Origin of the sequence: Flavobacterium notoginsengisoli (assembly GCF_014207905.1) — a bacterium.
GTDB lineage: Bacteria > Bacteroidota > Bacteroidia > Flavobacteriales > Flavobacteriaceae > Flavobacterium > Flavobacterium notoginsengisoli_A.
Map to the genome: position 1 here is coordinate 339,513 of NZ_JACHLB010000003.1, position 25,030 is coordinate 364,542.

General features: G+C 33.9%; 17 protein-coding genes. 2 read left to right on the forward strand and 15 right to left on the reverse strand.

Annotated elements, in window-relative coordinates:
- Nucleotides 1-161 precede the first annotated feature (161 nt).
- Nucleotides 162-1,655: a DUF1254 domain-containing protein gene (locus HNP35_RS11840; protein ID WP_184161951.1), complete on the reverse strand. Its 1,494-nt coding sequence runs from the start codon at nt 1,653-1,655 to the stop codon at nt 162-164.
- Nucleotides 1,656-1,983: 328 nt separating this feature from the next.
- On the opposite strand from HNP35_RS11840, the gene HNP35_RS11845 reads away from it, so the two are divergent.
- Both HNP35_RS11845 and HNP35_RS11850 read left to right on the forward strand, forming a co-directional pair.
- Nucleotides 1,984-2,982 (forward strand): aldo/keto reductase, encoded by a 999-nt coding sequence (locus HNP35_RS11845; protein ID WP_184161954.1) that lies wholly within the window; start codon nt 1,984-1,986, stop codon nt 2,980-2,982.
- 18 nt (nt 2,983-3,000) lie between these two features.
- The gene (locus tag HNP35_RS11850; RefSeq protein ID WP_184161957.1) at nt 3,001-3,900 is read left to right on the forward strand and encodes a helix-turn-helix domain-containing protein; all 900 of its coding nucleotides are present in this window, start codon (nt 3,001-3,003) and stop codon (nt 3,898-3,900) included.
- A 37-nt stretch (nt 3,901-3,937) separates the two neighbouring features.
- On the opposite strand, the gene HNP35_RS11855 is transcribed toward HNP35_RS11850, so the two are convergent.
- The 14 genes from HNP35_RS11855 to HNP35_RS11920 form a co-directional block, all read right to left on the reverse strand.
- Nucleotides 3,938-4,945 (reverse strand): proline iminopeptidase-family hydrolase, encoded by a 1,008-nt coding sequence (locus tag HNP35_RS11855; RefSeq protein WP_184161960.1) that lies wholly within the window; start codon nt 4,943-4,945, stop codon nt 3,938-3,940.
- A 129-nt stretch (nt 4,946-5,074) separates the two neighbouring features.
- The gene (locus HNP35_RS11860; RefSeq protein WP_184161963.1) at nt 5,075-5,866 is read right to left on the reverse strand and encodes a hypothetical protein; all 792 of its coding nucleotides are present in this window, start codon (nt 5,864-5,866) and stop codon (nt 5,075-5,077) included.
- Between the two features lie 74 nt (nt 5,867-5,940).
- The gene (locus HNP35_RS11865) at nt 5,941-7,350 is read right to left on the reverse strand and encodes an efflux transporter outer membrane subunit (RefSeq protein WP_184161966.1); all 1,410 of its coding nucleotides are present in this window, start codon (nt 7,348-7,350) and stop codon (nt 5,941-5,943) included.
- Between the two features lie 2 nt (nt 7,351-7,352).
- Nucleotides 7,353-10,508, reverse strand: coding sequence for an efflux RND transporter permease subunit (locus HNP35_RS11870; RefSeq protein ID WP_184161968.1), 3,156 nt, complete (start codon nt 10,506-10,508; stop codon nt 7,353-7,355).
- 31 nt (nt 10,509-10,539) lie between these two features.
- The gene (locus HNP35_RS11875; RefSeq protein WP_184161970.1) at nt 10,540-11,673 is read right to left on the reverse strand and encodes an efflux RND transporter periplasmic adaptor subunit; all 1,134 of its coding nucleotides are present in this window, start codon (nt 11,671-11,673) and stop codon (nt 10,540-10,542) included.
- A 396-nt stretch (nt 11,674-12,069) separates the two neighbouring features.
- Nucleotides 12,070-12,825, reverse strand: coding sequence for a LytR/AlgR family response regulator transcription factor (locus HNP35_RS11880; protein ID WP_184161973.1), 756 nt, complete (start codon nt 12,823-12,825; stop codon nt 12,070-12,072).
- A 5-nt stretch (nt 12,826-12,830) separates the two neighbouring features.
- Nucleotides 12,831-13,925, reverse strand: a complete 1,095-nt coding sequence (locus tag HNP35_RS11885; RefSeq protein WP_184161976.1) for a sensor histidine kinase — start codon at nt 13,923-13,925, stop codon at nt 12,831-12,833.
- Nucleotides 13,926-13,958: 33 nt separating this feature from the next.
- Nucleotides 13,959-15,005 (reverse strand): beta-ketoacyl-ACP synthase III, encoded by a 1,047-nt coding sequence (locus tag HNP35_RS11890; RefSeq protein WP_184161978.1) that lies wholly within the window; start codon nt 15,003-15,005, stop codon nt 13,959-13,961.
- Nucleotides 15,006-15,619: 614 nt separating this feature from the next.
- Nucleotides 15,620-16,453: a universal stress protein gene (locus HNP35_RS11895; protein ID WP_184161981.1), complete on the reverse strand. Its 834-nt coding sequence runs from the start codon at nt 16,451-16,453 to the stop codon at nt 15,620-15,622.
- Nucleotides 16,454-16,640: 187 nt separating this feature from the next.
- A complete protein-coding gene (locus HNP35_RS11900) occupies nt 16,641-17,774 on the reverse strand; it encodes an aldose epimerase family protein (RefSeq protein WP_184161983.1) in 1,134 nt (377 codons plus the stop codon).
- Nucleotides 17,775-17,803: 29 nt separating this feature from the next.
- On the reverse strand, nt 17,804-18,946 hold the full coding sequence (locus HNP35_RS11905) for a glycoside hydrolase family 76 protein (RefSeq protein WP_184161986.1): 1,143 nt from the start codon (nt 18,944-18,946) through the stop codon (nt 17,804-17,806).
- 39 nt (nt 18,947-18,985) lie between these two features.
- Nucleotides 18,986-20,311: a sugar porter family MFS transporter gene (locus HNP35_RS11910; RefSeq protein ID WP_184161989.1), complete on the reverse strand. Its 1,326-nt coding sequence runs from the start codon at nt 20,309-20,311 to the stop codon at nt 18,986-18,988.
- A gap of 11 nt (nt 20,312-20,322) precedes the next feature.
- Nucleotides 20,323-23,022 (reverse strand): glycoside hydrolase family 78 protein, encoded by a 2,700-nt coding sequence (locus HNP35_RS11915; RefSeq protein ID WP_184161992.1) that lies wholly within the window; start codon nt 23,020-23,022, stop codon nt 20,323-20,325.
- A gap of 36 nt (nt 23,023-23,058) precedes the next feature.
- The gene (locus HNP35_RS11920) at nt 23,059-25,020 is read right to left on the reverse strand and encodes a glycoside hydrolase family 97 protein (protein WP_184161995.1); all 1,962 of its coding nucleotides are present in this window, start codon (nt 25,018-25,020) and stop codon (nt 23,059-23,061) included.
- Between the last annotated feature and the right edge of the window lie 10 nt (nt 25,021-25,030).

Consider the following 25,030-nt stretch of genomic DNA (forward strand, 5'->3'; position numbering starts at 1 on the left):
AGTTGCGCGTATACAAAAGATTGGCAAATAATGCAGAACAAAATAGTAATCGCCTTCTTAATTTTATTCATAGCTTCTCTAATTAAACTCTCGTGTACTATTTTATTTTATTGCTTCATTAGTAAAATTCCTCTCAAAAAAGGATTGATTTTATTTCTAATTTAAATCGCTTTTATCACCGCTGGCGGATTCCAACTGTCATTTAAAACTGCCTCTTCTGGCCAATAACATCTTATATATAATGAAAACACCTCCTTTGGTGCTGGAAGCCAATTGCTCATTTTATCTTCAGATGGTGGCGTACTTTGTACATAAAGTGTAAGAGAACCATCAGCATTCTTTTTTAAGTTTTTATTTTTTGTTCCTAAAGAATATCTATTTAAGCTGTTAGGAGCAAAAAAATGTTCGGTATTATAAAGAGTAAGCGACCAAAATCCCTTTACAGGAGGAAGCTGTCCACTTGCAAATGTTACAGTATACTTATTAGAACCGTTTAATCTTGTTCCTGCTTCATCGCGATCCTGATAAAAATACCTGGTTTCAAAAGGTTTGTTTACAAAAATATTAGCCTTAGCACATGAAAGTCTAGTTAGATAATCGTATCCAAATTGTGCTCCGTTTCTTTGGGTAGTCCAATTGTATTTTACAGGATAACCCACATTCTGAAACTGGAATAAAGGTGTTACATAATTCTTCTCTGCTTCAATTGCTGCATTTGTAGCAATAGCTTTTAGTTTAGGATCTTTATTAACAGCATCAAGCAAGGCTTGCATTTGTGCATAAAAAGCTTCTTCCCCATGCATGGGAGGAACTTCTTTTAAAATTGCTCCTAATTGATCGAAGAAAATCTCTGGTTTTACCCATTTCGTTTCCCCTTTTTCTCCTTTTGCTGGAGGAGGAGTTGATTTTAGTTTTGTCCAATCTGTTGTTTTTGGTTTTCCATCATAATCACTTAAAGGATACAAACCTATTTGACTAATTAATGGCTGTATTGCTTTTTTATCGCTTGGATCATCACTCTGAAATACACGAGGTATTACAACTCCACGGCTTGTCGGGCATTTAAAAACAGAAATAATGCCATCTGGAACGGTTCCTTTCCAATCATTTGCTGCTAAAAGATAAAAACCTGGTTTTGTGCCATACATTTTACCAAGACTTGCAAATCCATCTGTACGTTGATTACAGACTTGATAAACCCAAAAGCGATCTCCAAAATCTGGTACTTGAACAACTACTGGACCTTTTGTTAAATCTAAAGTTGCTAAACCATATACAACATCCTGATTAGGACAAGCTACAGCTCTTTCTTGTGGCTTAATATAATCTGTAAGCATACACAAATGATTAGGCGGAGCAAGAGGCAGAATTCCTTCTCCATAAATTGGCCCTGGCAATGCCTTAAAAGTCTCTACTCTATTATGAATATTTACCATTGGCCAAGCCCAGCCATAAATTGAAGTCGCAAGATTTTTGACAAAAGCTTCTGTCATAATAGTATTTGGAACTGGTGCTGCAGGCACTTTTAGTGTTGCAGAACTATCTGTTCCTGTTACTACAGCATCTGAAGATTCTGTATTAGCTACCGTTTCTTCTTTTTTACAAGATGATAACAAGAATATCAGAGTAAATAATAAAAAGAGATTTTTTTTCATGATAATCAATTATTAAAATTTAAAAATGTAACACTGTAATTGTTTGTTTAAATCGAACAGTTATACCTGCATTTTTACAATCAAATATCAAGTTAAAGCAAGAGCAACTTTTACTTTAATTCGCTGGCACTAAATTAAATCTAATCGTTAGAAGAAAATTTTTAAACATGTTGCAAATTATAATTTGCAACAAAGTTTTGGGGTTTATAACTACAGTAAAAAGATCTTTTTTATGAGCAACAGTAATTCGCTTACATTTTTCCGTAATCTGCAAACTGTTCAAAGCTCACTTACTTTCGAAATTTGTATTCATTAAAAACTTTAAAAAATGGAAAAGATTAAATTAGGAAATCAAGGATTAATTATTCCGCCGATAGGTTTGGGATGTATGGGAATGACGGGTTTTGAAGAAGGAAATATGTATGGCGCAGCAGACGAAAAAGAAGCTATACAAACCATTCACCGTTCTCTAGAATTGGGAGGTAATTTTCTCGATACAGCAGATTTGTATGGTCCTTTAAAAAATGAACAGCTAATCGCAAAGGCAATTGGAAATGATCGCAATAAATATATACTGGCTACAAAATTTGGCTGGGAAATAGATGATAACGGAAAAGTGACTTGGGCTATAAACGGAAGTAAAAAATATATCAAAAAAGCGGTTGAACGTTCTCTAAAAAATTTGAATACCGATTATATTGATCTTTATTATATGCATCGTCTGGATAAAAACACTCCAATAGAAGAAACTGTTGATGCTATGAGTGATCTTGTTAAAGAAGGTAAAGTAGGATATTTGGGACTTTCTGAAGTATCCTCTGAAACCATTAAAAGAGCACACAAAATTCATCCTATTACAGCTGTTCAAAGTGAATATTCTTTGTTTGAAAGAACCGCAGAAGAAAGAGGTGTATTAAAAACTCTTAACGAACTCGAAATAGGCTTTGTAGCATATTCTCCATTAGGACGCGGCTTTTTGTCTGGCCAAATTCGCTCAATTGATGATCTTCCTGAAAATGATTTCCGAAGAGCTATTCCTCGTTTTCAGGAAAATTACTTCCATAAAAATATCGAATTGGTAAAAGCAATTGAAAATATGGCGGAAGAAAAAAACATCAATTCTTCTCAACTAGCTCTTGCTTGGATTATTAGCAAAGGAATTGTTCCTATTCCTGGAACTAAACGAAGAACTTATCTTGAGCAGAATATAAATGCTACTACTTTAGAATTAAGTTCAGCAGATCTGCTAAAACTTGAAAGTATTGTACCTTTGGGAACAGATACTGGAGCGCCGTATGATGAATTCAGTATGGGGCTTTTAGATTAAACTTAAAAAGAAGCTGTTATGAATACCATTGCATCTGTCTCCGCTTTTCACCGTTTACTTTCTCTTCAGGAACCGAAACATCCGATGGTAAGCGTAATCAATTTATCTGAAAGTGTTTTTCTCGATGATGAAATCTGGAAAGGTTTTGTCAATAAATTCTATTGTGTTGCTTTAAAAAGAGATGCAAAAGGGAAAATTAGATATGGTCAAGGGCATTATGATTACGATAAAGGCGTACTAAGTTTTACTGCACCCAATCAGGTGCAGTATTTGGATTTTCATAATATGGAATGTGGAGCTGGTTATTTACTGATATTTCATGAAGATTTTATTTTAAAACATCCTTTAGCACAAAAAATTCATGAATTTGGATTTTTCTCTTATGCCGTAAATGAAGCATTGCATTTATCAGAACAAGAAGAAAAATATCTGATAGAAATTTTGGATAGAATTGATAAAGAATGCCAACATATTGATCATCACACTCAAGATATCATTCTATCTCAAATTGACCTGCTTCTAAATTATTCTAGTCGATTTTATGAAAGGCAATTTATAACAAGGAAAAGCAACAGTCATACCTTGCTAACAAAATTTGAACGGTTTATAAATGATTATTATAGTGAAAACACTGCAGAAAAAGGTCTTTTAAGCGTTGGCTTGGCTGCAGAAGCCATGAATCTTTCTCCTAATTACCTTAGCGATTTCTTACGAATACATACTGGGCGTAATACAAGTGAGCATATTTATGAAAAACTAATACATAAAGCGAAAGAAAAATTATCTACGACCGAATTATCGGTCAGTGAAATTGCTTACGACCTTGGTTTTGAACATCCGCAATCGTTTAGCACGCTATTTAAAAAAAGAACTCAAATGTCGCCTTTAGAATTTCGAGAAAAAATTAGGACTAATTAAAAAAGCCAGAAAAAATATTTTTCTGGCTTTCTTATTTTTAGTTCGAAGTATCTTTTAAAAACTTAATCAATCCATTCATATAAGTTTCCTGATCGTCATACATACTCATATGACTTCCTTTTTCGCAATACAAATAAGTTCCGTTTTTAACTTGCGATGCAATCCATTTCATATGTTCGGGATCCATTGTATCGTATTTTGCTCCAATTGATAATACTGGTATCGTTAGCTTTGGAAGTTCTTTTGTAATATCCCATTTCTCTAGTTTTCCCGAAAGTCCAAATTCGCTTGGTCCTTGCATCGTAACATATAAAGATTGATTGATTTTACCAAATGATCTATTAACTGGTTCTGGCCAAAGATTTGGATCTAAACGTAAAATGTGTTTCGAATAAAAATTAGGAAGAAGCAATTTCATATACTCCGGATTTTCAAAATCTTTATTTTTTTCTATTTCTCTTATTTTGGCCAAAACTTTCGGATCCATTTGTTTGGCTAAAACGTCATCTGCATATTTATCATACGCTATTGCGCTCATCATCATATTCGAAATAATAAGCCCTTTTAAATGCTGCTGATATTTAAGTGCATATTGCGAAGCCAAAATTCCGCCCCAAGAATGACCTAATAAATAGAAATTATCTTTATCTAATTTTAATGCCTGACGAACCTGTTCCACTTCTTCAACATAACGATCTAAATCCCAAAATGCTGGATCATTCGGATTATCAGAATTACCCGTTCCTAACTGATCGTAGTAAATAAATTCAATTCCTTCTGAAGGCAGAAAACTTTCCATACATTCAAAATACTCATGTGTCGCTCCGGGTCCACCGTTAAGAAGCAGTAATTTTATTTTAGGATTGTTTCCGATTCTCTTAGTCCAAACATTAAACTTCCCTTTAGGAGTATTAATTTGCACTATTTGAATTCCTCCTGTTTTTATCCCTTCGCTATTATCCTTCAAATAGGTATTTAGATCTAAGTTTTTATTTTCTAAACCATTTTCTTTATGACAAGATGTTAGAAAAAATGCAGTTATCATTATTAAAAAAGCATTTCGAAATAGAATCATAAGCTGAACTTTTTAAGTTATTTAAAATTCTAATTTACTTAATTATTCTGTACAACACTTATTTCATAAAAGATATTTTAATAATATCTCGGACGTTTTTTAATTGGTAAAGAAACTTTCTTCGTTTGCTATAAGTTCTAATTTTGCTAAAATAATTGCCAGTTTGTTTTCTAATAAAATCTTTCCGTCACGCCATTCTTTCTTAATAGATTCTCTTTTTGCACGAAATATAAATTCGCCCGTAAAAATATATTCAGAGGTTTCTCTTTTTCCTTCAATTGTAATTCTTTTTAAAGCTTCTCTTAAATCGATTTCAATCTCAATTCCATTATTAAATAAAATAATATCAGCTTCGTTAGTATTTTTTATTAATTGATGTCCTCGGTATTTTAAAAGCTTTATAAAAGCATCCATAAAAAGCAAAGCTCTATTTAAATTTTTATCGGCTACATTTAAATTCAAAATCTCAAGAAAATCTTTTCTGTCATTTTGTTTCAAATTTTTGAAATATCCCTTTGTAGTTAGAACAATTTCAACCGGATTTTCAAGGGTTTCTTTCACTATCAAAAAATCACTCAAATCTTTTTTTATTTGATGGACAGCATCCAGTAACGGACTTGATTTTGATGTATGGCGAAATTGCATTTCATATCTTTTCTTTAGAATATGAATTTGGTTATTGCCATTGTAGTCTAATGACAATTTTGGTGCTTTTGGTCTTTTATATTCTGGTTTATTCCAATAACGGTTATTGGGTAAAGCGATTTCCATTTTACTGCAAGCATTTTTTATTTCCATAGTCGAAATTTCGTAATGTTTTGCAATTTGGATAATTGGAAATTTCCAAACCAAGTTGTAAAGTTCTAATCGTGTAAAACTAACTTTGTCCATGTTTAATAATAATTCCCCCAAATAAAAAACACCATTTCTGTTTTTATCCAGAAATGGTGAATTATATAAATTAACTATTCTACTCCTCCACCTAAAGCCCGATAGAGATTAATTGCTGCATTAAGTTTTTCTAACTTTATGGTTACAACATCTAAATCATTTTGAAGAGAACTGTTTTGAGCTGTTATAACTTCTAAGTAATTCGCCATTCCGCTTTTGTACAGTAAAGAAGCATCGGAAGTTGCTTTATCTAAAGATTGTGCTTTTTCTGTTGCCAATAAAATACGTTCATCAGCATATTTCAATCTCGACATGGCATCATTAACTTCTCCTACGGCAGTAATAAAAGACTGTTTAAACTGTACAACTGCTTTTTCTTGTTCTAAAACAGCAACTTCATAAGCAGTTCTTAAAGCTTTTTTTCTAAAAATTGGCTGCGCTAAATTGGCTGCAATCGTCTTAGTAACAGAGCCAGGAAAATTAAACCAGTTATCAAACTCAAATGAATTTACCCCAATTGACGGACTTAAACTTAAAGTAGGATACATTGTAGCTTTTGCCAAACCTGTCTTAGCATTTGCAGACATTACCGCGTATTCGCTAGCTTTTACGTCTGGACGTCTGCTTAAAAGCGAAACTGGAACTCCAGTTGGAAATAAAACCGCAACTTCTGCAGCATCAATATTACCAGCTCTTTCTATTTTATCTGGATATTCTCCGCACAAAATCTGTAAAGCGTTTTCTTGAACAGCGATATTAGCTTTCGCTAAAGGGACTAACAATTCTGCCGTTTTCTTCTGCGCTTCGGTTTGGTTTACAGCTAATGAACTAACAGATCCAGAATTGTACTGCAAGCGCATCATACCTAAAGTATTATTGCTTAATTCAATATTTTTTTCTGCAATTTTAAGCTGTTCGTCTAAACCCAAAAGATTGTAATAAGCTTGAGCAACTTGAACAATTATTCGAGTTTTTAAAGCCGAAAGATTCTCTTTTTGGGCAAAATAAGCAGCTTTAGCATCACGTTTCTGCATCGCGGCTTTTCCCCAAATATCAACTTCCCAAGAAAGACGTAGATTGGCACTGTAATCGTCCATATAATCTTTACCAATAAACTGCTGACTTAACGATCCGTTTAAGGAATTTTTAGAAGGATAAGCACGGCTCGCACCTGCATCAAAATCGAGTGTTGGAAGTAAGGAAAGCTTGGCTTGTTTATAACTAAGGTCAAGCTGTTCCATACTTTTCATTGCAACAAGCACCTCGTTGTTTTTAACGAGGGCTTTTTCAATTAAATTAACCAACAAAGGATCTTTGTAATAGCTTTTCCACGGAAGCAAAATAGTATCTCCAGTGAGCGCAATTTCTTCACGGTATTTTTCTGGAGCATTCAAATCTGTTCGGGCATATTTTTTTCCTACCACACAAGAAGTCATGATTGTTCCGGTAAGTAAAACAATTCCGATTTTATATAGTGTTTTCATTATTATTCTTTTATGGTTTGAACTTGTACTGCAATCTTTTTTCCTGATACTTTTTCCTGTAAATATTGGAATACAATGAAAAGCAACGGAATCACGAAAATTCCCAATACAACACCGCTAAACATTCCTATTGCGGCGCTTACGCTAATTGATCGGTTTCCAACTGCGGTTCCGCCAGAAGCAAACATTAACGGAATCATACCGACAATAAAAGCAAGCGAAGTCATGATAATTGGCCTCAACCTAGATCGCGATCCTTCAATAGCAGCTTCGATTATAGTTAAACCTGCAAGACGTCTTTGCAAGGCAAACTCAACAATCAAAATGGCATTTTTGGCTAAAAGTCCAACAAGCATGATTAGTCCAACCTGAACATAAATATTGTTATCTAGTCCCACTGCTTTAATACCCGCAAAAGCTCCTAAAATTCCTGTTGGAATAGAAAGTAATACAGCAAGTGGCAACAAATAACTTTCGTATTGAGCAGCAAGCAAAAAGAATACAAACAAAAGACATAACCCAAAAATGGCAATAGTCTGACTTCCTCCTGCTTTTTCCTCAAGACTTAAGCCCGTCCATTCATAACTGTAATCAGATGGGAGTTTGTCTAAAACTTGTTCTAAATTCCCCATAATCTGACCATTACTATAACCAGGCAAAGCCATCGCAGTAATGTTTACCGAATTGTAAAGATTGTAACGGTTTACCGATTCTGGTCCGTATACTTTATGAAACTTCACAATAGATTTTACTGGTACCATTTGCATATCTGCATTTCTTACGAAAATTTCATTAAATGCATCTTCATCCATTCTAAAAATACCATCTGCTTTTACATTTACCCTGTAAAACTTACCGAATCTCGAAAAATCGGCAGATTGATCTCCTGCAAAATAGGTCTGAATATTTCCTAAAAGTTCCTTGATATTCACGCCCATTTGACGTGCTTTGTCTTCATCAACTTCCAATTCCAATTGCGGATAATCTGCTCTAAAAGTCGTGTAGGCATATTGCACTCCCGGTTGCTGCATAATTTGGCCTATCACTTTATCAGACATAGCCTTTAAGGTTTCTGGGCTTCTTGCCATTCTATCTTGCAATACAATTTCGGCTCCACTTGTTACACCGAAACCTTCTACTGGAGGCATTCTGAAAACCATAATCTGACCTTCTTTTATTTTTGCCAGTTTTCCGTTAACAGTATTCATAACTTCATCAATATCTTTTACCGCTCCTCGCTCTTTTTTAGGTTTCAGTTTAATAAATCCTAAACCATAAGCCGGACTTGCACTGTTACTCAAAATATTAAATCCTGTAATACTGGTATTGACATCGATAGCTTCTACTGAAGACAATTCTTTTTCCATTTTTTGAATTACTGCAGTCGTACGATCAAGAGCTGTTCCTGGTGGCATTGACAAACTGTAAACCATAAAACCATCATCTTCTAATGGCACAAAACTTTTAGGTGTAGACATCATAATATAAACCGCAATTGCTGTAATTGCAGTTACAAATCCGGCAGCAATCCATTTTCTTCCAATTAAAAAACGAACACCTTTTATATATCTTCCTGTTAAATTGTTAAAACTTGTATTAAATCCAACAAAAAAACGATCTTTAAAACTTGTTTTATGTTCGTGATCGCCATGTTTGCTACCGTGATTCTTTAGCAAAAGCGCACATAAGGCAGGCGTAAGTGTCAATGCATTTACAGCAGAAATAATGATTGCAATTGCCAATGTATAAGCAAACTGCTTATAAAAAATCCCTGAAGACCCTGTCATAAAACCAATCGGAATGAAAACCGCAGACATTACCAAAGTAATCGAAATTACAGCACCCGTAATTTCTGCCATTGCACCGTGCGTAGCTTCTTTAGCTGAAATTCCTTCGTCTTCCTCCATTTTACTGTGAACAGCTTCAACCACTACAATCGCATCATCGACCACAATTCCAATTGCGAGTACCAAAGCGAAAAGCGTTAAAATATTAATGGTAAATCCAAAAACCAATAAGAAGAAAAACGTTCCTACAATCGCAACTGGTACTGCAATAGCTGGAATAATCGTCGAGCGAATGTCTTGAAGGAAAATAAATACTACGATAAAAACCAGAATAAAAGCTTCAAACAAAGTCGATTTTACTTGTCCTGTCGCCTCGTCCAATCTTTCCTTGGTACTCATTACATTGACATATTTGATACCCGGAGGAAAAGACTTAGACAATCTTTCAACTTCTTTATTAATCCCGATTTCAATATCATTGGCATTAGAACCTGAAGTCTGTAAAATCGCCATTGTAACAGCATTTTTACTATTCGACTTATTATCACCGCTGTACGAAATAGAACCAAATTCTACTCGCGCAACATCTTTTAATCTTAAAACATTACTACCGTTGTTTTTAACAACAATATTTTCATACTGTTCTGGTTTGTTCTTTTTCCCTTTGTAACGAATTACGTATTCTAAAGCTGCAGAAGATTCTTCTCCCAATTTACCTGGAGCCGATTCTAAACTCTGCTCTGCAATTGCCTGTGTAACATCTGAAGGAACTAAACCAGCATTTGCCATCTTTCTTGGATCCAACCAGATTCGCATAGAATAATCCTTCTGACCAAAAATCTGAACTTGTCCAACTCCTGAAACACGCTTCATTTGAGGTACAAGATTTATATTGGCATAATTCTGTAGAAACAATTCGTCGTATTTGTTATTATCATCTGTGTATAAGTTGAAAATAACAATCATACTATTTTGCTGTTTAGAAGTTGTCAATCCCATTCGGATAACTTCTTGAGGTAATTTTGGTGTTGCCTGCTGTACTCTATTCTGAACATTTACAGCTGCCTGATCAGGATCTACACCTTGCTTAAAAATGACACTAATCGAAAAAGATCCGTCATTACTTGCAGTAGATTTTATGTACTGCATATTTTCAACCCCATTAATCTGTTCTTCTAAAGGCGTAACTACCGAACGAATAACGGTTTCACTATTTCCTCCTGGATAAGAACCACTTACCATAACAGTTGGAGGAGAAATATCTGGAAATCTCGTTACAGATAGTCTTGTAAGACCTATAATTCCCAATATTACCAATACAATGGAGATGACTGTAGCCAAAACTGGCCTGTCTATTATTTTCTTTAACATGGAAAATGTTATTTTTTATATTTAAAAAGAATTACTTGCTGCTAAGATTTTTTGCAGCGGTTTTTGGAACAACTTCCATACTATCATAAAGTACATCGATAGAATTAAGCGCAACTTTATCGCCAGAATTCAAACCTGATTTCACATAATAATTAGTTCCCGAATTTCCAGCAATTTCAATTGGAACCATCACTACTTTGTTGCCTTCTTTTAAAACGAAAACGAAAAATTTATCTTGAATATCTTTTACACTTGCCATCGGAATTGTAATGACCGAAGACAAACTTTTATTAAGCACAATTCTCGCAGAACCTCCAGAACGTAATTCTTTTTTAGGATTTGGGAAAATAGCTTTTAGAGCAATTGTTCCTGTAGAACGGTCAATGTTTCCGCTGGCAACTTCCAGTTTTCCTTTTTGATCGTACTCGCTGTCATCGGCCATAATTAAACTCACCGATTTATCTGATTTTGAATCTTTAGAAAAAGCTAAATAATCGGCTTCTGTTAAAGAGAAATAAACAAATACATTGTTAATCTCAGAAAGCGTCGTTAACGGAACAGCGTCGTTTGGTGTAACCAAGTTCCCGATACGATTCGGAATACGGCTAATATAGCCGCTTACAGGAGCTTTAATCAAAGAGAAATCGGCATTTAACTGAGATGATCCTAAAGCGGCTTTAGCCTGTGCTACTTGAGCGGTTGCAGCTTCGTAATTTGCTTGTGCTGTTTTTAACTGCATATCCGAAAAAACTTTTCCTTCAACCAAAGGTTTTATTTTCTCTACTTCCAATTTTGCATTAGCCTGATTCGCTAATGCGCTTTTATAAGCTGCACGACTGTTGTTTACCTGTTCGGCATAAACATCGCCTTTTATTTTAAAAAGAGATTGCCCTTTATTTACATAATCTCCTTCTTTTACATAAATGGCTTCAAGATATCCTGATACCTGAGCTTTTATATCAACATTTACAGTACCTTCTACAGTGCCTGGATATTTTTTTTCCACATCTCCTGACGCAGAACTAGCCAGAAGAAAGTCTACTTCTGGTTTAGGAGGTGCCATTTGTGCTTCTCCGCTCTTTCCGCATGATGTAAACGAAAGGATTATCAATAAAACTGCAATTTTACCAACTGCCTGATTATTTTTAAAAAACTGTTTTGTCATTTTACTTTTCATTTTAAATGAATTACCTCAAATTTGGCAGCAAAATAACAGCTCAAAACCGCTTTTTTAGGGAAGAAAGTTACCCAAACGGCATTTTTTGGCACTGAAATGACAATTGCCACGAAGGCACTAAGGCGCAAAGATTTTTTTAAAGATTCTAAGGTTCTGAGATGCTAAGATTCTAAGTTTTTTTGCCATGAATTCACGAATTTTCTCTAATTAAAATTCTTGTGTAAAAACTGGATATACGATTTCTCGAATTTTTATCAGCAAGAATGATAAAAACACAAAGTTTGTCATTTCTCGTTCCTCGAAATGACAGACTAGATTAAAAAAAAATTGTCCCTTTGTAACTAAACCTCAAAATCTTAGCATCTCAGAACCTTAGCAACTTTTCTAGCGATCCATCCACTGTTTAAACAAGGGAGTTTTTTCTCTACTAATGATTACCTCGCGTTCAGGGTCTAATTTTAATTGGATTTTTAATTTTGCGTTGAAGTAGTTCGCAATAGATTTGATGCTTTCTGCACGAATAAAAAATTGGCGGTTAGCACGAAAAAAGATATTCGGATCTAATTCCTGTTCCAATTCTTCCATTGTTTGCGGAATAGAAATTATAGTTCCCGATTTAAGAAAGAGATTACTGGTTTTAAATTCGGAATATATAAAGTCAATATCTGAAACATCAACGCTTTTATAGCCGTCACGATACGTAACTAAAAAGCGCATTCTAAATACTGGTTTCTGAATAAGCTCTTTTAGAATTCCAGTAATATTGGTGTAACTGGTTTCATTTTTATTTAATGATTTGAATTTCGTTAAAGCATGCTCCAATTCGTTTTTTTCAATAGGTTTCATCAAGTAATCAATGCTGTTTACCTTAAAGGCGCGAATTGCATATTCATCATAAGCTGTCGTAAAAATGACGGGACAAGTAATATTTACTTCTTCAAAAATAGCAAAACTCAGTCCGTCGGCTAAACGGATATCCATGGTTATTAAATCTGGAGTTGGATTTGAATTTAACCAAGCTACAGTATCTACAACGGTATCTATAATACCTGCAATTTCACAGTTAGGTTCCAATTCTTCTAAAAGTCTTTTCAACCGACTGGCATTGATACTTTCATCTTCTACAATTAAAATTTTCATAGCTTTTAAATTAATGGTAGACGTACATCGTAATAGCCATTTGATTCACTAAAAGTTGGCATTCTTTCGGATAAAATTTTATAGCGAAATTCAATGTTTTTATTTCCAATTCCGGTTGAAACCAGACTTTTTCCAGCAGTTTGCTGCAGTTTGTTTCTAACGATAATATCGCCCGAATCAGAAAATATAGAAATCGTAAGCGGATTGGCTAAAGTTGCCGTATTGTGTTTGACTGCATTTTCTACCAGCAATTGCAAAGTTAATGGTGGCAAATGCAAGGCAAGTGAAGAAGAATCAACCTCGACTTTTAAATCGATTTTCTCTCCTAAACGTTTCTTCAATAAATAAAAATAAGCATTTAGAAATTCTAACTCTTCTTTTACGGTTATGGTATCTTTATTTGAGTTTGAGATCATATAACGATATACTCTCGTTATATTTTCTAAAAAAGAAGCGGCTTCTTTTTGATTTTCATAAATCAGTTCGGTCAGTGTACTGAAATTATTAAATACAAAATGCGGATCTAACTGCATTTTTAAAGATTCTAATTTAGAACGTGTTACGGCTTCTTGAAGTTCTGAAGCTTTAACTTTTAATTCTGCTGTTTCAATGGAATTTAAACGCCATCTGTTTAGAAGAAATATGCCGGTATGAATAGCACTTATGAAAAGTGAAATAATAGCAGCCATAATCTTTGACTGCCAAATGGTAACCAAATCATTTTCTTCTAAAGCCGTACAGGGATATAAATAATCCCAAAGCCATGAAAAAAAGTAGTTTAGAAGCATATTTCCGGCAATTAGGCAAATAAACTGCGCTATTGCTCTAAAAACCGGATTTTGTTCCCAGCTGATGTAATAATTTAATTTCCTGCCTACAAAAAGTGTCAACTCCGTAAGTATGGCGCAGTACAGCAGGATAATAAAAATGTCGAAGCTCTGATCTAAATCAAGTAAACCTTCTTCTTCAAAATTTCTATACGGATTTAGAAAGTAATACGAAGACAAGTACACCAAAAAAACAGCCGGAATTACAATAACTCTGTAATATTTATAGAAAAAATTCTTCCCCGACCTTTTATTTTGGCTCCCTAATCTCATTTATTTTTTTTAATAGAATAGATTCGGGAATGCTTAATGCGCTACCAAAACATCTTCTTTTTCAATATTTGCTGTTTTTTGTTCTACAGCTTTTTTCTCGCGCATTACACCCCATTTCAAACAAGTTGCACCCCAAGAAAATCCTGCACCAAAAGTAGTAATCAATAAATTTTGACCTTCTTTAAAATCGTCTTTGAAATCCCATAAACATAACGGAACTGTTGCAGATGTTGTATTTCCGTAACGATCAATATTTACTTTAACTTTTTCAAAATCAATATTTAAACTTTCGCTAACAGCGGTAATGATTCTCAAATTGGCTTGGTGTGGAATCACCCAGTCAATTTTATCTGACTCTAAATCATTTTTTACCAAAGCATCTTGCGAAACCTGACTCATTGCAGATACGGCTCTTTTAAATACAAAAGCACCATCTTGTTTTAAATAATGTGTTCTGTGCAAAAGACTCTGCATAGAAGTTGGATTTCTAGAACCTCCAGCTGGAACAGCTAAAGAAGAAACTCCGCTTCCGTCTGTTTTTAGAATCGTTTTCATTAATCCGTAATCAGATTCTGTTTTTTCTAACAAAACTGCTCCTGCTCCATCTCCGAAAAGAATGCAAGTATTACGGTCTTCATAATCTACAATCGAACTCATTTTATCTGCTCCAACGATAATTAGTTTTTTGTAGCGTCCGCTTTCGATCATGTTTGCTCCCATTTCTAGGGCATATAAAAAACCACTGCAAGCAGCATTCATATCAATTCCGAAAGCATTTGTAAGTCCGCTTTTCTCACAGACAATACTTGCTGTTGGTGCTAAAATGTGATCGGGAGTTGCTGTTGCTACTAGCAAAGCCTCGATTTCGTTGCGATCTACATTATAATTTTCGATCAAGTTTTCAATCGCAGCAGTTGCAAGATCAGATGTTGCTGTTTCATCGTCTGCAATTCTACGTTCTCTAATTCCAGTTCTCTTGATGATCCATTCTTCAGATGTATCAACCGTCTCTGAAATCTTTTTATTGGTTAGGATTGATGGCGGTACGAAACCACCTATAGCTGTAATTACTGCGCTCATTTGTTTTTTGTTTTTTTTAAGCTTTGTACTCGTATTGCCCAATGCTTGATAACTTTCATCACTCTTTTAGCTGTTCTTTAGAATAATTTATAGTCAAGAAAATACTCTTAGAACAGACTTAGGAAATAATAATAGTATTCTTAAAAGCCATTAAATCTAATGACATAAGCCTTTTTAGGAAATTAAAAACCTGAACAAACTAAAAATATTATAAAAAAATCCAATTCAAATGAATTAAAAATCTACACAAAGTGTTTTCTCGGTATTCCTTGGTATAAACCTTTAATTGATTTTATTTTTAAATCTTATAATGCTGTTTTAGTATATAGGTACTTCACAATTACAGCTGCTGTCATTTTAATAAAAAAACTACTTGCATTAAGTTTTAGAGCGTCACAAAATTAATTCAAAAAAATCTGAAACAAGCAGGTAATTAAAAATAATTAACAAAACTGCTCGAAATGTTAAAATATAATTTTTATATCCGACAACAAGCATTAAAAAATTATAGAATTCCTAAAATCAAAAATATTTCCTTTACGATTTATTTTACTAAAACTTCTTCAAAAAAACCTTGCAATTTTTATGTGTCTTTTTTTAAATCACCTCAATTTTTAATAATTCGGAAATGACAATAAAGGGATATCTAGCCCTGTAGCTAAAATTCTAGTCTTACTTCTATGAACCAAAGAATCCCAAAAACCATATTTTTGAGGCACCATAATTAACAAATCTGCCTCGTAATTTTTAATTTCCTTTCTAATTTCATCAATAACAGCGTTAGATCTTACTGTTTTATACAAGTATTTTACGTCTTCAAATTCTTTTTCGATATTAGAATTCATTAAAATTCTATGCTGTTCTTCTTTCAAATCATCTAGTTTTTCGTCTACACTAAAAAATTCGATTTCAGCTCCAAAATCTCCAAGAGCATTTTTAATCCAGCTAAATCTTTTTATTGCCGAAAAACTCAAGCTGTCGCAGGCATACAAAACCTTTTTTATATTAAAAAAATGTGCTTTTTCAGGAACCGCCAATACTGGAACATGAAGATTTTTTATTGCCGATGTTGTCGAATTTCCTAATAATTCCTGCTCAAAAGAACGTTCTGCCATTCCCATTACTACTACATCTGCTTTTGTATGCTCGATAATTTTTGGAAGTTCATCTTCTAAAAAAGAATATGTGCAGATAGATTCCGTTTCAATCTTAAACATTTCTGCTGTCTGCTTGGCTAAATTCTCTAATCTTGAAATCGCTTTTTCTATTTGTTTCTGCATGGCGTCTGCTGTTATGTGCGAATTTGCACTGTGTACGCTCAAAGAAAATGAATTAAATAAAATAAGTTTTGCTCCAGTAGCTTTTGCAAGTCCTGCAGCATAAGTAACTGCATTGTTTGCAATTGCCGAAAAATTAGTTGCAGCAATTATAGTAAGTGGTGACGTCATAAAATTGTCATTAAGCATTAATCCAGCAAAATTCCCGAATTAATCACTAAAAGGTGTTTTAAAATCACCGAACTAACATTTTTTACTTCTCAACCGTAAATTATAGTTTCTGAAAAAAAGCGGTTGTTTTCCCTTCAAAGTAAAACGACCGCCTTTTGGATATTCTTAAAAAAAATATGATTTAAATTTATTTTCGAACAAGAAATTTATAAATGGTTTGAGAAGTAAAAATTTCATTAGGACGCAAAACCGTATTTGGAAAAGCAGGCGTATTGATCGAGTTTGGATAATGCATTGTTTCTAGGCAAAATGCACCATTTTTTGTGTAAGGAACGTTGTTGCGTCCTTTCACTTTTTCGCTCAGCCAGTTTCCAGAATAAAATACAACGCCCGGCTCAGTTGTGTAAACTTCCAATTCACGACCGCTTAAAGGTTCGTAAGCTTTTGCAGCGAGCGACAATTTACCGGTTTGATTTCGTAAAACAAAAGTGACATCATATCCATTTGTGTACTGCTGCACTTTTTCTATCTCTTTCCCTATCATTTTAGGAGAAGTAAAATCAAAAGGGGTTTGTTTTACATTCAGGATTTTTCCTGTAGGCATACTGCCATCTTTAAACTCCAAAAACTGATCGGCAAAAACGGTTAATTCTGTGTTTAATGCTTTCGTTTCTTTTCCACCTGAAAGATTGAAATACGTATGATTAGTCAAAACTAATGGCGTTGCTTTGTCTGTAGTTGCTTTATAATCAATAACCAAATCGTTATTATTTTTGAGTGTAAACGTTACCGAAACAGACAAATTACCTGGAAAACCTTCCTCTCCGTCTTTGCTTAGATAGGTCATTTCGACTGCAGGATCATTCTTTTTTGAAATTTCTCTGGCTTTCCAAACACGTTTATCAAAACCATTTACACCACCATGAATATCTGAAGAAAGTGTAAATTCTTTTCCATCAAGTGTGAATTTCTTATCTGAAATCCGATTTGCAACACGACCAACCGTAGATCCCATCAACGAGTTGTCATTACTTGCATATTGCGAAAGCGAATCGAAACCAAGTACGACACTGCTCATTTTTCCATCCTTATCTGGTGTGACAATATTGGTTATTGCCGCTCCATAAGTAATTAATTGAACCTGCATTCCGGTTTTGTTCTGTAACGTATATTGAAAAACATCTTCTCCGCCAACTTGTCCTATCATTTCTTTTTTGATGGACTCTTTTTTAGCCGAATTTTTATTCTGAGCCAATATATTTTCAGTTAAGCCAAATAACATTAAAAATGACAAACTTATACTTAATTGGAATTTGTTCATGATTTTAAATTTTGTTTTATCTTCTAAAATTATTTCAATTTTGACAAATCGTACTGTTCTTCAAGATGTGCAAAACGAGCCAGAATTTCTAGCATTCCGCCATGTTCTACTAAATTGTATACGCCATTATCTGCTTCAAATAATCCTTTCGCATTTTTATTTTCTTTAATAGCATTATCCAAACACGCTTTAAATCCTGAAATGTATTTTAAATCTTTATTATGTTTTAAAAGATGCATATAACCACGAAGCAAAACAGCATTAAACCAATATCCGTCTCTAAATTTTCCGCTTTTATAAAAATAGTCTAAGGAACTGTCTGCCATTTTATTTGCCTTTTCAAGATATTTTTTGTCTCCCGTCAATTCGTATAAATAAACACTCGACTGTAGCATAGTTCCTGTATTATAAGAGAAAACGGCTTCTCCAATAGTTTGATCTTTAACCTTTATATTATCGTAAAATAAACCTGTAGGAGTCTGAAGTTTTTGAGTTGTCCACTCGTAAATTTTTATCGCATTTTCAAGGTATTTTTTGTCCTTTGTGGCTTTGTACATTTTTAAGGCAACAATAACTCCAGGCCCGTTTGAACAGGTGTTTTTCGTTTCAAAATCATTTTCTCTCCAGTATAATCCGCCTCCAAGTGCATTGTCTGATGCCGTCATCATAAAATCATACATTGACTTTCCTAAATCGAAATAAGATTTCTTGCCAGTTCTTTCGTAAATATCTAGAGCTGTTATTCCAATCCATTGGTTGTCATCATAATATCGCTGACCTTTGCTCAATTTTACGATATATTCACCATAACCCGGTTTCGGCGGCGAAGGATCATAATAAGGCTGCATGCTATTGAAAATGCCATCGACTAAGTTCGCCTTTTTGTCTACTTTTTCAATTTCGTTAGAAGCTTCAAACATCGCGCAAAGTGCCCACAACCAACTGTATTCTCTTTTATGTCCAAATTTTGTTTCTCTTTTTGCCGGATCTAAATCCACGAAATAATAACCGGAAGCCTTATCATGAAAATTACTTTCAATTGCTACATTTAGACTTTCCATTTCTTTTTTATAAAAATCGTTTTTTGACTTTTCACTTCTTTTTATAAATGAAAAACTCGAGAACAATACTATTGCTGCAAAAAGTAGAACACTTCCTTTTCTTTTATTCATAATCTAAATTATTTATATTTTATATTTTTTTTAATGGAATTAACTTTGTTTGAATATGGTGCTCTGAAGTTCTTCTAATGATTTTCCTTTTGTCTCAGGCATCATAAATACTACAAAAAGCAATTGCAGAACCATCATTAAAGTAAATATCAGAAAAACAACTCCTGCTCCAATTGTCGAAAATAAAAACGGAATCATTGACGGAATTATAGCCGCTAAAACCCAATGTGTCGATGAACCAAATGCTTGACCGCTAGCTCGCAAATGATTTGGAAAAATTTCTGAAATGAAAACCCAAATTACAGCTCCTTGTCCAATTGCGTGTGAAGCTATAAATAAAAACAAAAAAAGCGGCACTTGTATGCCTTGCCATTTTAAGAAAAAAGCCAGCGAAACCAATCCTAAAGAAACAATATAACCGACTGATCCAATAAGCATTAGAACTCTTCTTCCTAAAACATCAATTAAAAAAACACCAATAAGTGTGAATATCAAATTGGTAATTCCTATTCCGACACTGCTCATTAAGGCGGCACTTTCTTCTAATCCAGCTTCTGCAAAAATTCTTGGCGCATAATATAAGAAAGCATTTATTCCAGAAAACTGATTGAATAGAGCAATTAAAAATGCCAACATCAACGGAAATCTATATTTTTTTGAAAAGATAGTTTCTTTTTTTTCTTCTTCATTTTCACTTTCTAAAAAATGCATTTCGTGCATTAAATCTTCAATTTTTGCCGTAGGATCTATTTTCTTTAAAACCAATTCTGCTTCTGAAATTTTAGATTGTGACAATAGCCATCTTGGACTTTCTGGAATTGTAAAAACAATAATCGTGTAAAGAAATGCTGGAAAAGCCATTATACCAAGCATCCATCGCCATGCATTTTCTCCGGCATCTCTAAGTAAATAATTGGATAAGAAAGCCATTAAAATTCCTAAAACGATATTAAATTGATATAATGAAACCAATCTTCCTCTATCCTTTGCAGGAGAAATTTCAGAAACATAAGCAGGAGCCGCAATAGTTGATGCACCGATTCCTAATCCGCCTAGAAAACGAAAAAAAGCAAAAGTCCATGGATCATTAGACAACGATGAACCAATGGCAGAAGCTAAAAACAAAATTCCTATCCAAATCAATGTCATTTTTCTTCCGAGCTTATTGGTTGGAATTCCTCCAAAAATAGCTCCAGCGACAGTTCCCCACAACGCCATTGCCATTACTACAGCACCATGAAATGCATCTGAAGTATGCCACAATTCTTGCAGTTTTTTGTCTGCTCCGGAAATCACTACAGTATCAAAACCAAATAAAAATCCAGCCAAAGCGGCTGTAAGTGCCCATAATACTATTTTATTCATAATGTGATTATTTAATTTTTAATTGTAAAAGAATATTTCCCTGATTTAAGCTGAATCACTTTATACAATCCTTCGTTACTAATTTGAATATCTTTTGAACTGCATGAAAAAGTTTTATTTTTATCTAAATAAAAGCTGGCAGTCGAGTTTGGCGGAACAATTACTTTGTATACTATTTTGTTCTTTTTTCTTTTCCAGTTCGAAACAATTTTTCCGTACGGAGATTCGTGTTCTGATTCAAAATAATCGAGTCCATTTACAAAATTGGGTTTTAAAATAATGTGTTTAAACCCTGGGGAATTCTCATCTGGAAAAATTCCGCCCAAACCTTTGTACATCCACGCTCCTATTTCTCCAAACATAATATGATTTAATGAGGCATCATTTTTCTCCACATGCAATGGCCAATTTTCATATAAAGTTGTCGCTCCATTTTTAATCCAATATCCCCAAGACGGAAAATCTTCTTGAGAAACGATTTTATACGCCGCATCTGCATAACCATTTTCACTTAAGGCATTGAGCAAAGCTTTTGTTCCGAGCAAACCAACATCTAAATGGAAATTAGTTTCTTTTACTTTTTCGTATAAATTATCTGCAACTTTTTGTTTTAAGTCATCAGGAACCAATCCCCAATACAATGCGCCAGACAATTCGGTTTGCGTACCGCTTGCATACAAATTTGTTGAAGGATTAAAAAACTGCTGATTGAATGCTTTTTTAATTTTTGACGCTAATTCGAAATAATGTTCTGCATCGCTTGTTTTTCCTAATAGTTTAGCTGTTTTAGCTAAAATCAAAGCGTCTGCATAATAATACATTGTAGACGTAAGCGGTTTAGAACTTTGAGTTTTAACAGGAACCCAATCTCCCAATCCCCAATCTGTAATACCTGTTGGATATTTTTTATCAATTAGATCAACGTATTTTTTTATGTTGGGATACAATTTATTCAACAAACTGCTATCTCCATAAAACTCATATATTTTCCAAGGAATAATGGCAATCGAACTTGTCCAATCTGGGCCAGTTGCAAATTCATATCCAAAAGCTCCTGGATTTGGCACAATATTCGAAATTCCGCCATCTATTTGCTGTTCGTCTTGATGATCTGCAAGCCATTTTTCGTAAATCGTAATTCCGTCAAAATTGTATAATCCAGTTTCAACATTGATTTGTGCATCTCCTGTCCAACCGTTTTTTTCTCTTTGCGGACAATCTGTTGGATAACCAAATAAATTCGCCAAATAACTGCTGTTTGTAGCTTCCCAAATTTTATTAAGCACTTCGTTTGAAGATTTAATTTTTCCCGCAGAAGGAACATCACTATGCATTTCTAGAGCTAAAAGACAATCATCATTAAATTTAAAAGGCTCGCTTGAAGTTACTTCTACAAATTGAAATCCTTTATAATTAAATTTTGGAGAAAAAGTTTCATCAGTATTTCCTTTTGCGATAAAAATATCGGTTTGAAAAGGATCTGAATTGTCCGTTGGGCGATAATGCAAGTCGATATTAGAAAGATCAACCCTTCCATTTTGATACAATCTTTCCGCATGTTTTATTCTAAAAACTGTTCCAGAAATAGCATTTTTTATTGAAAAACGAACTGTTCCCGCGATATTTCTAGGAAATGTAAAAACCGTTAGCGTATCATTTATGCGATTAATTTTAGTTGGTTTTAACTGCGCTGTAACCTTTATAGGATGCAATTGTTGCGAAACCAAATTTGATGATGGCGCTTTTACCAATATTGCTTTTTTCCAATTACTGTCATCAAAGTCTGGTTTGTTCCAATTACTGATTTCTTTACGGGCATCGTAATGTTCGCCTGTATAAATGCTGTTAAAAATTACTGGACTGTCTGCAGTTTTCCATGTTTCATCTGTTGTTATGGTTTCTGTAGAATTATCAGAATAGGTAATTCTAATGTTTACCAAACAACGTGGACGATTTCGCCAAAGCGCTTTATCAAATTTCCAAACGGCAGTCGATTGATGATTGTACCAGCCATTTCCTAACAAAATTCCAAAAGCGTTTTTTCCTTTCTGCAATTGCGTTGTGATGTCTAATGTTGCGTACAAATTACGGCTGTCAAATTTTGTAAACATAGGATCTAGCATTCGATTTCCAACCTTTTTTCCGTTTACATAAAACTCATACAATCCCGCTGCTGCAACATAAGCACGAGCTGATTTTATAGTTTTTGAAGTGGAAATTTCTTTCCTAAAATAAGGCGCTGGCTTGTAGTTCCTATCATTAGAATCTGAAATCCACTCTCCTTTCCAATCTCCAGATAGTAGCATGGCGGTTTCAAAACGTTGAATTTTTGAAATACTCATTCTTTCATTTTGATTCCACACTTTTACTCTCCAGAAATAAGTAGTAAAAGATTGAAGAGATTCTCCTTTATACGAAATTAAAATGTCTGATGAAATTACTTTTCCTGTATTCCAAACCGTTGCTTTATCTTGGGTTAAACCAATAGAATCTTTTGCTATTTCTATCTGATAAGCTGTTTGATAGACATCATGTTTTTTATTGTTTAAATGCCATGAAAATCTAGGTTCTTTTACATCAATTCCCAATGGGTTTGACAAATGTTCGCACTTAAGATCAGTCGGAATTTGTGCATAACCAACTAAACCAATCATTAGAAAAAGGAAAAATAGATATACTTTTTTGATATTTTTTTGATGCTCTAATGTCATTATATTTTCTTTTTTTTTTGGAATTGTAACCAGTTTTTAAATCTCTTCTAAAACTGCAGCCCAACCACCATTTCGAAGCATTTTTATTTCAATAACATTATCCGATTTTACCTCAGCGTTCTTTTTTCGATAATCCATAGCCTGATATCCTGCATTTATTCCATCTTCGAATGAAGTTATTTTATATGATTTTCCAGACTTTAAAAAATTAAGATTCAGTTTAAAATTTCGTTCTTTTTCGGCATTGTTGGTAATTCCGCCAATAAACCATTTTGAACCTTTTCTTTTAGCTACGATGGCATATTGTCCAGTTTTTGCTTCTAAAGCGATGGTTTCATCCCATGTTGTGGGAACAGAAGTAATGAATTCTGTACATTCTTTTTCACGATAATAAAGGGTTGGATTATCGGCAAGCATTTGCAAACCGCTTTCGAAAACCACAAAAAGTGCCATTTGATAAGCTCGAGTTCCGATACTTGCAGAATTGGGACGTTCAGATCGGTATACTTCTGGCTGCATGCTAATCATAGCTCCAGGCGTGTAATCCATTGGGCCAACGGCGTTTCGCATAAAAGGAAAATACAAACTGTTGTCTGGTTTACAGCCGCTCATTTGCTCCATTCCTCTAACGCCTTCATAAGAAATTAAATTAGGGTATTTATATTCTAATCCCGATGGTTTGAATGCTCCATGAAAATCAACAAATATTTGATTTCTAGCTGCTTCTTTTACCACTTTTTCGTAGTAATTGACCATTACTTGATCGCTTCGATCCATGAAATCAATTTTTACTCCAGCGATTCCCCAATCTTTAAAAGTTTTAAAAAGCTCCATGTTTTTGTCGACCGTAAGCCAAGTCAGCCATAAAACAATGCCGACATTTTTTTCTTTTCCATAACGAATAAGTTCATGAACGTCTACGTCTGGATTTGGCGAATATGGATCTGTTGTGCTTTTTGCCCAACCTTCATCCATAATAATATATTTGATTCCGAATTTTGATGCAAAATCAATGTAATATTTGTACGTATTAAGATTGTAACCTGAAACAAAATTAACATCTGGACCGTAAGGAGTTGCGCCGTTCCACCATTCCCAACTTGCTTGTCCGGGTTTTATCCACGAGGAATCTTTTATTTCGCTTTTTGGAGCTAATTTTAAAGTCATTGTATTTTCTATAAGCTCTTTATCATTTTTAGTAATGACAAAATAGCGCCACGGAAAATTTCGTGTTCCAGAAGTTTTAGCAATATAATCGGCTTCTTTTAAAATTTTAAGGCTTCTATCTCCATCAGGGCCAAAATCTAAAGGTGTTTTTGGAAATATAGATTCAGCGCCACTTCCAGTTCCTTTTAAAAACATTCCTGGATAATCAGACAAATCAGATTCGCTAATCAGTATTTTATAATCCTTTTTTGAATCTACTAAAATAGGAAGTGTAGACATTTTTGAAGAAGAAGTCCATTCGCTAGCATTTATATGTGAATATTCTTCTTCGCTAGAGGTTTTAAAATTTCCTGTTTGCTGTAAATGAACTAAATAATTTGTTGGAAAATTGATTGTAAAGTCTTCATTTAAAACTTCAATTTCTCCTTTTTTAGAAGTTATAAAACGATAGGCGATTCCTTCATCAAAAGCTCTAAATTCAACAGAATAATTTCCTTTAAAATTTAAAAGCAAGTAATTGTACGAATTGGAAACAGATGAAAATTTAAGCGGAATTACAGGTTTTATAACTTCGTTTATTTTTCCTGTTTTGCTGTTCATCAATTTCGGATTCAAGCCTAAATTTTCGCCTTTGAGCAGTAATCCCAAATGATTTTTCTCGGCTAAATTTTCATTTCCAGCCGAAACAGTATAATAGATTTTATCAGCCAAATTGATTGAAACTTTTATTTCGCCATTTGGAGAACTGACTTCAAATTTTGATTTTTGAGAATACGAATTGTATCCGCCAAAAATCAAAAACAAACAGATGAATACTTTTATATCTTTCATAAAAAAACTG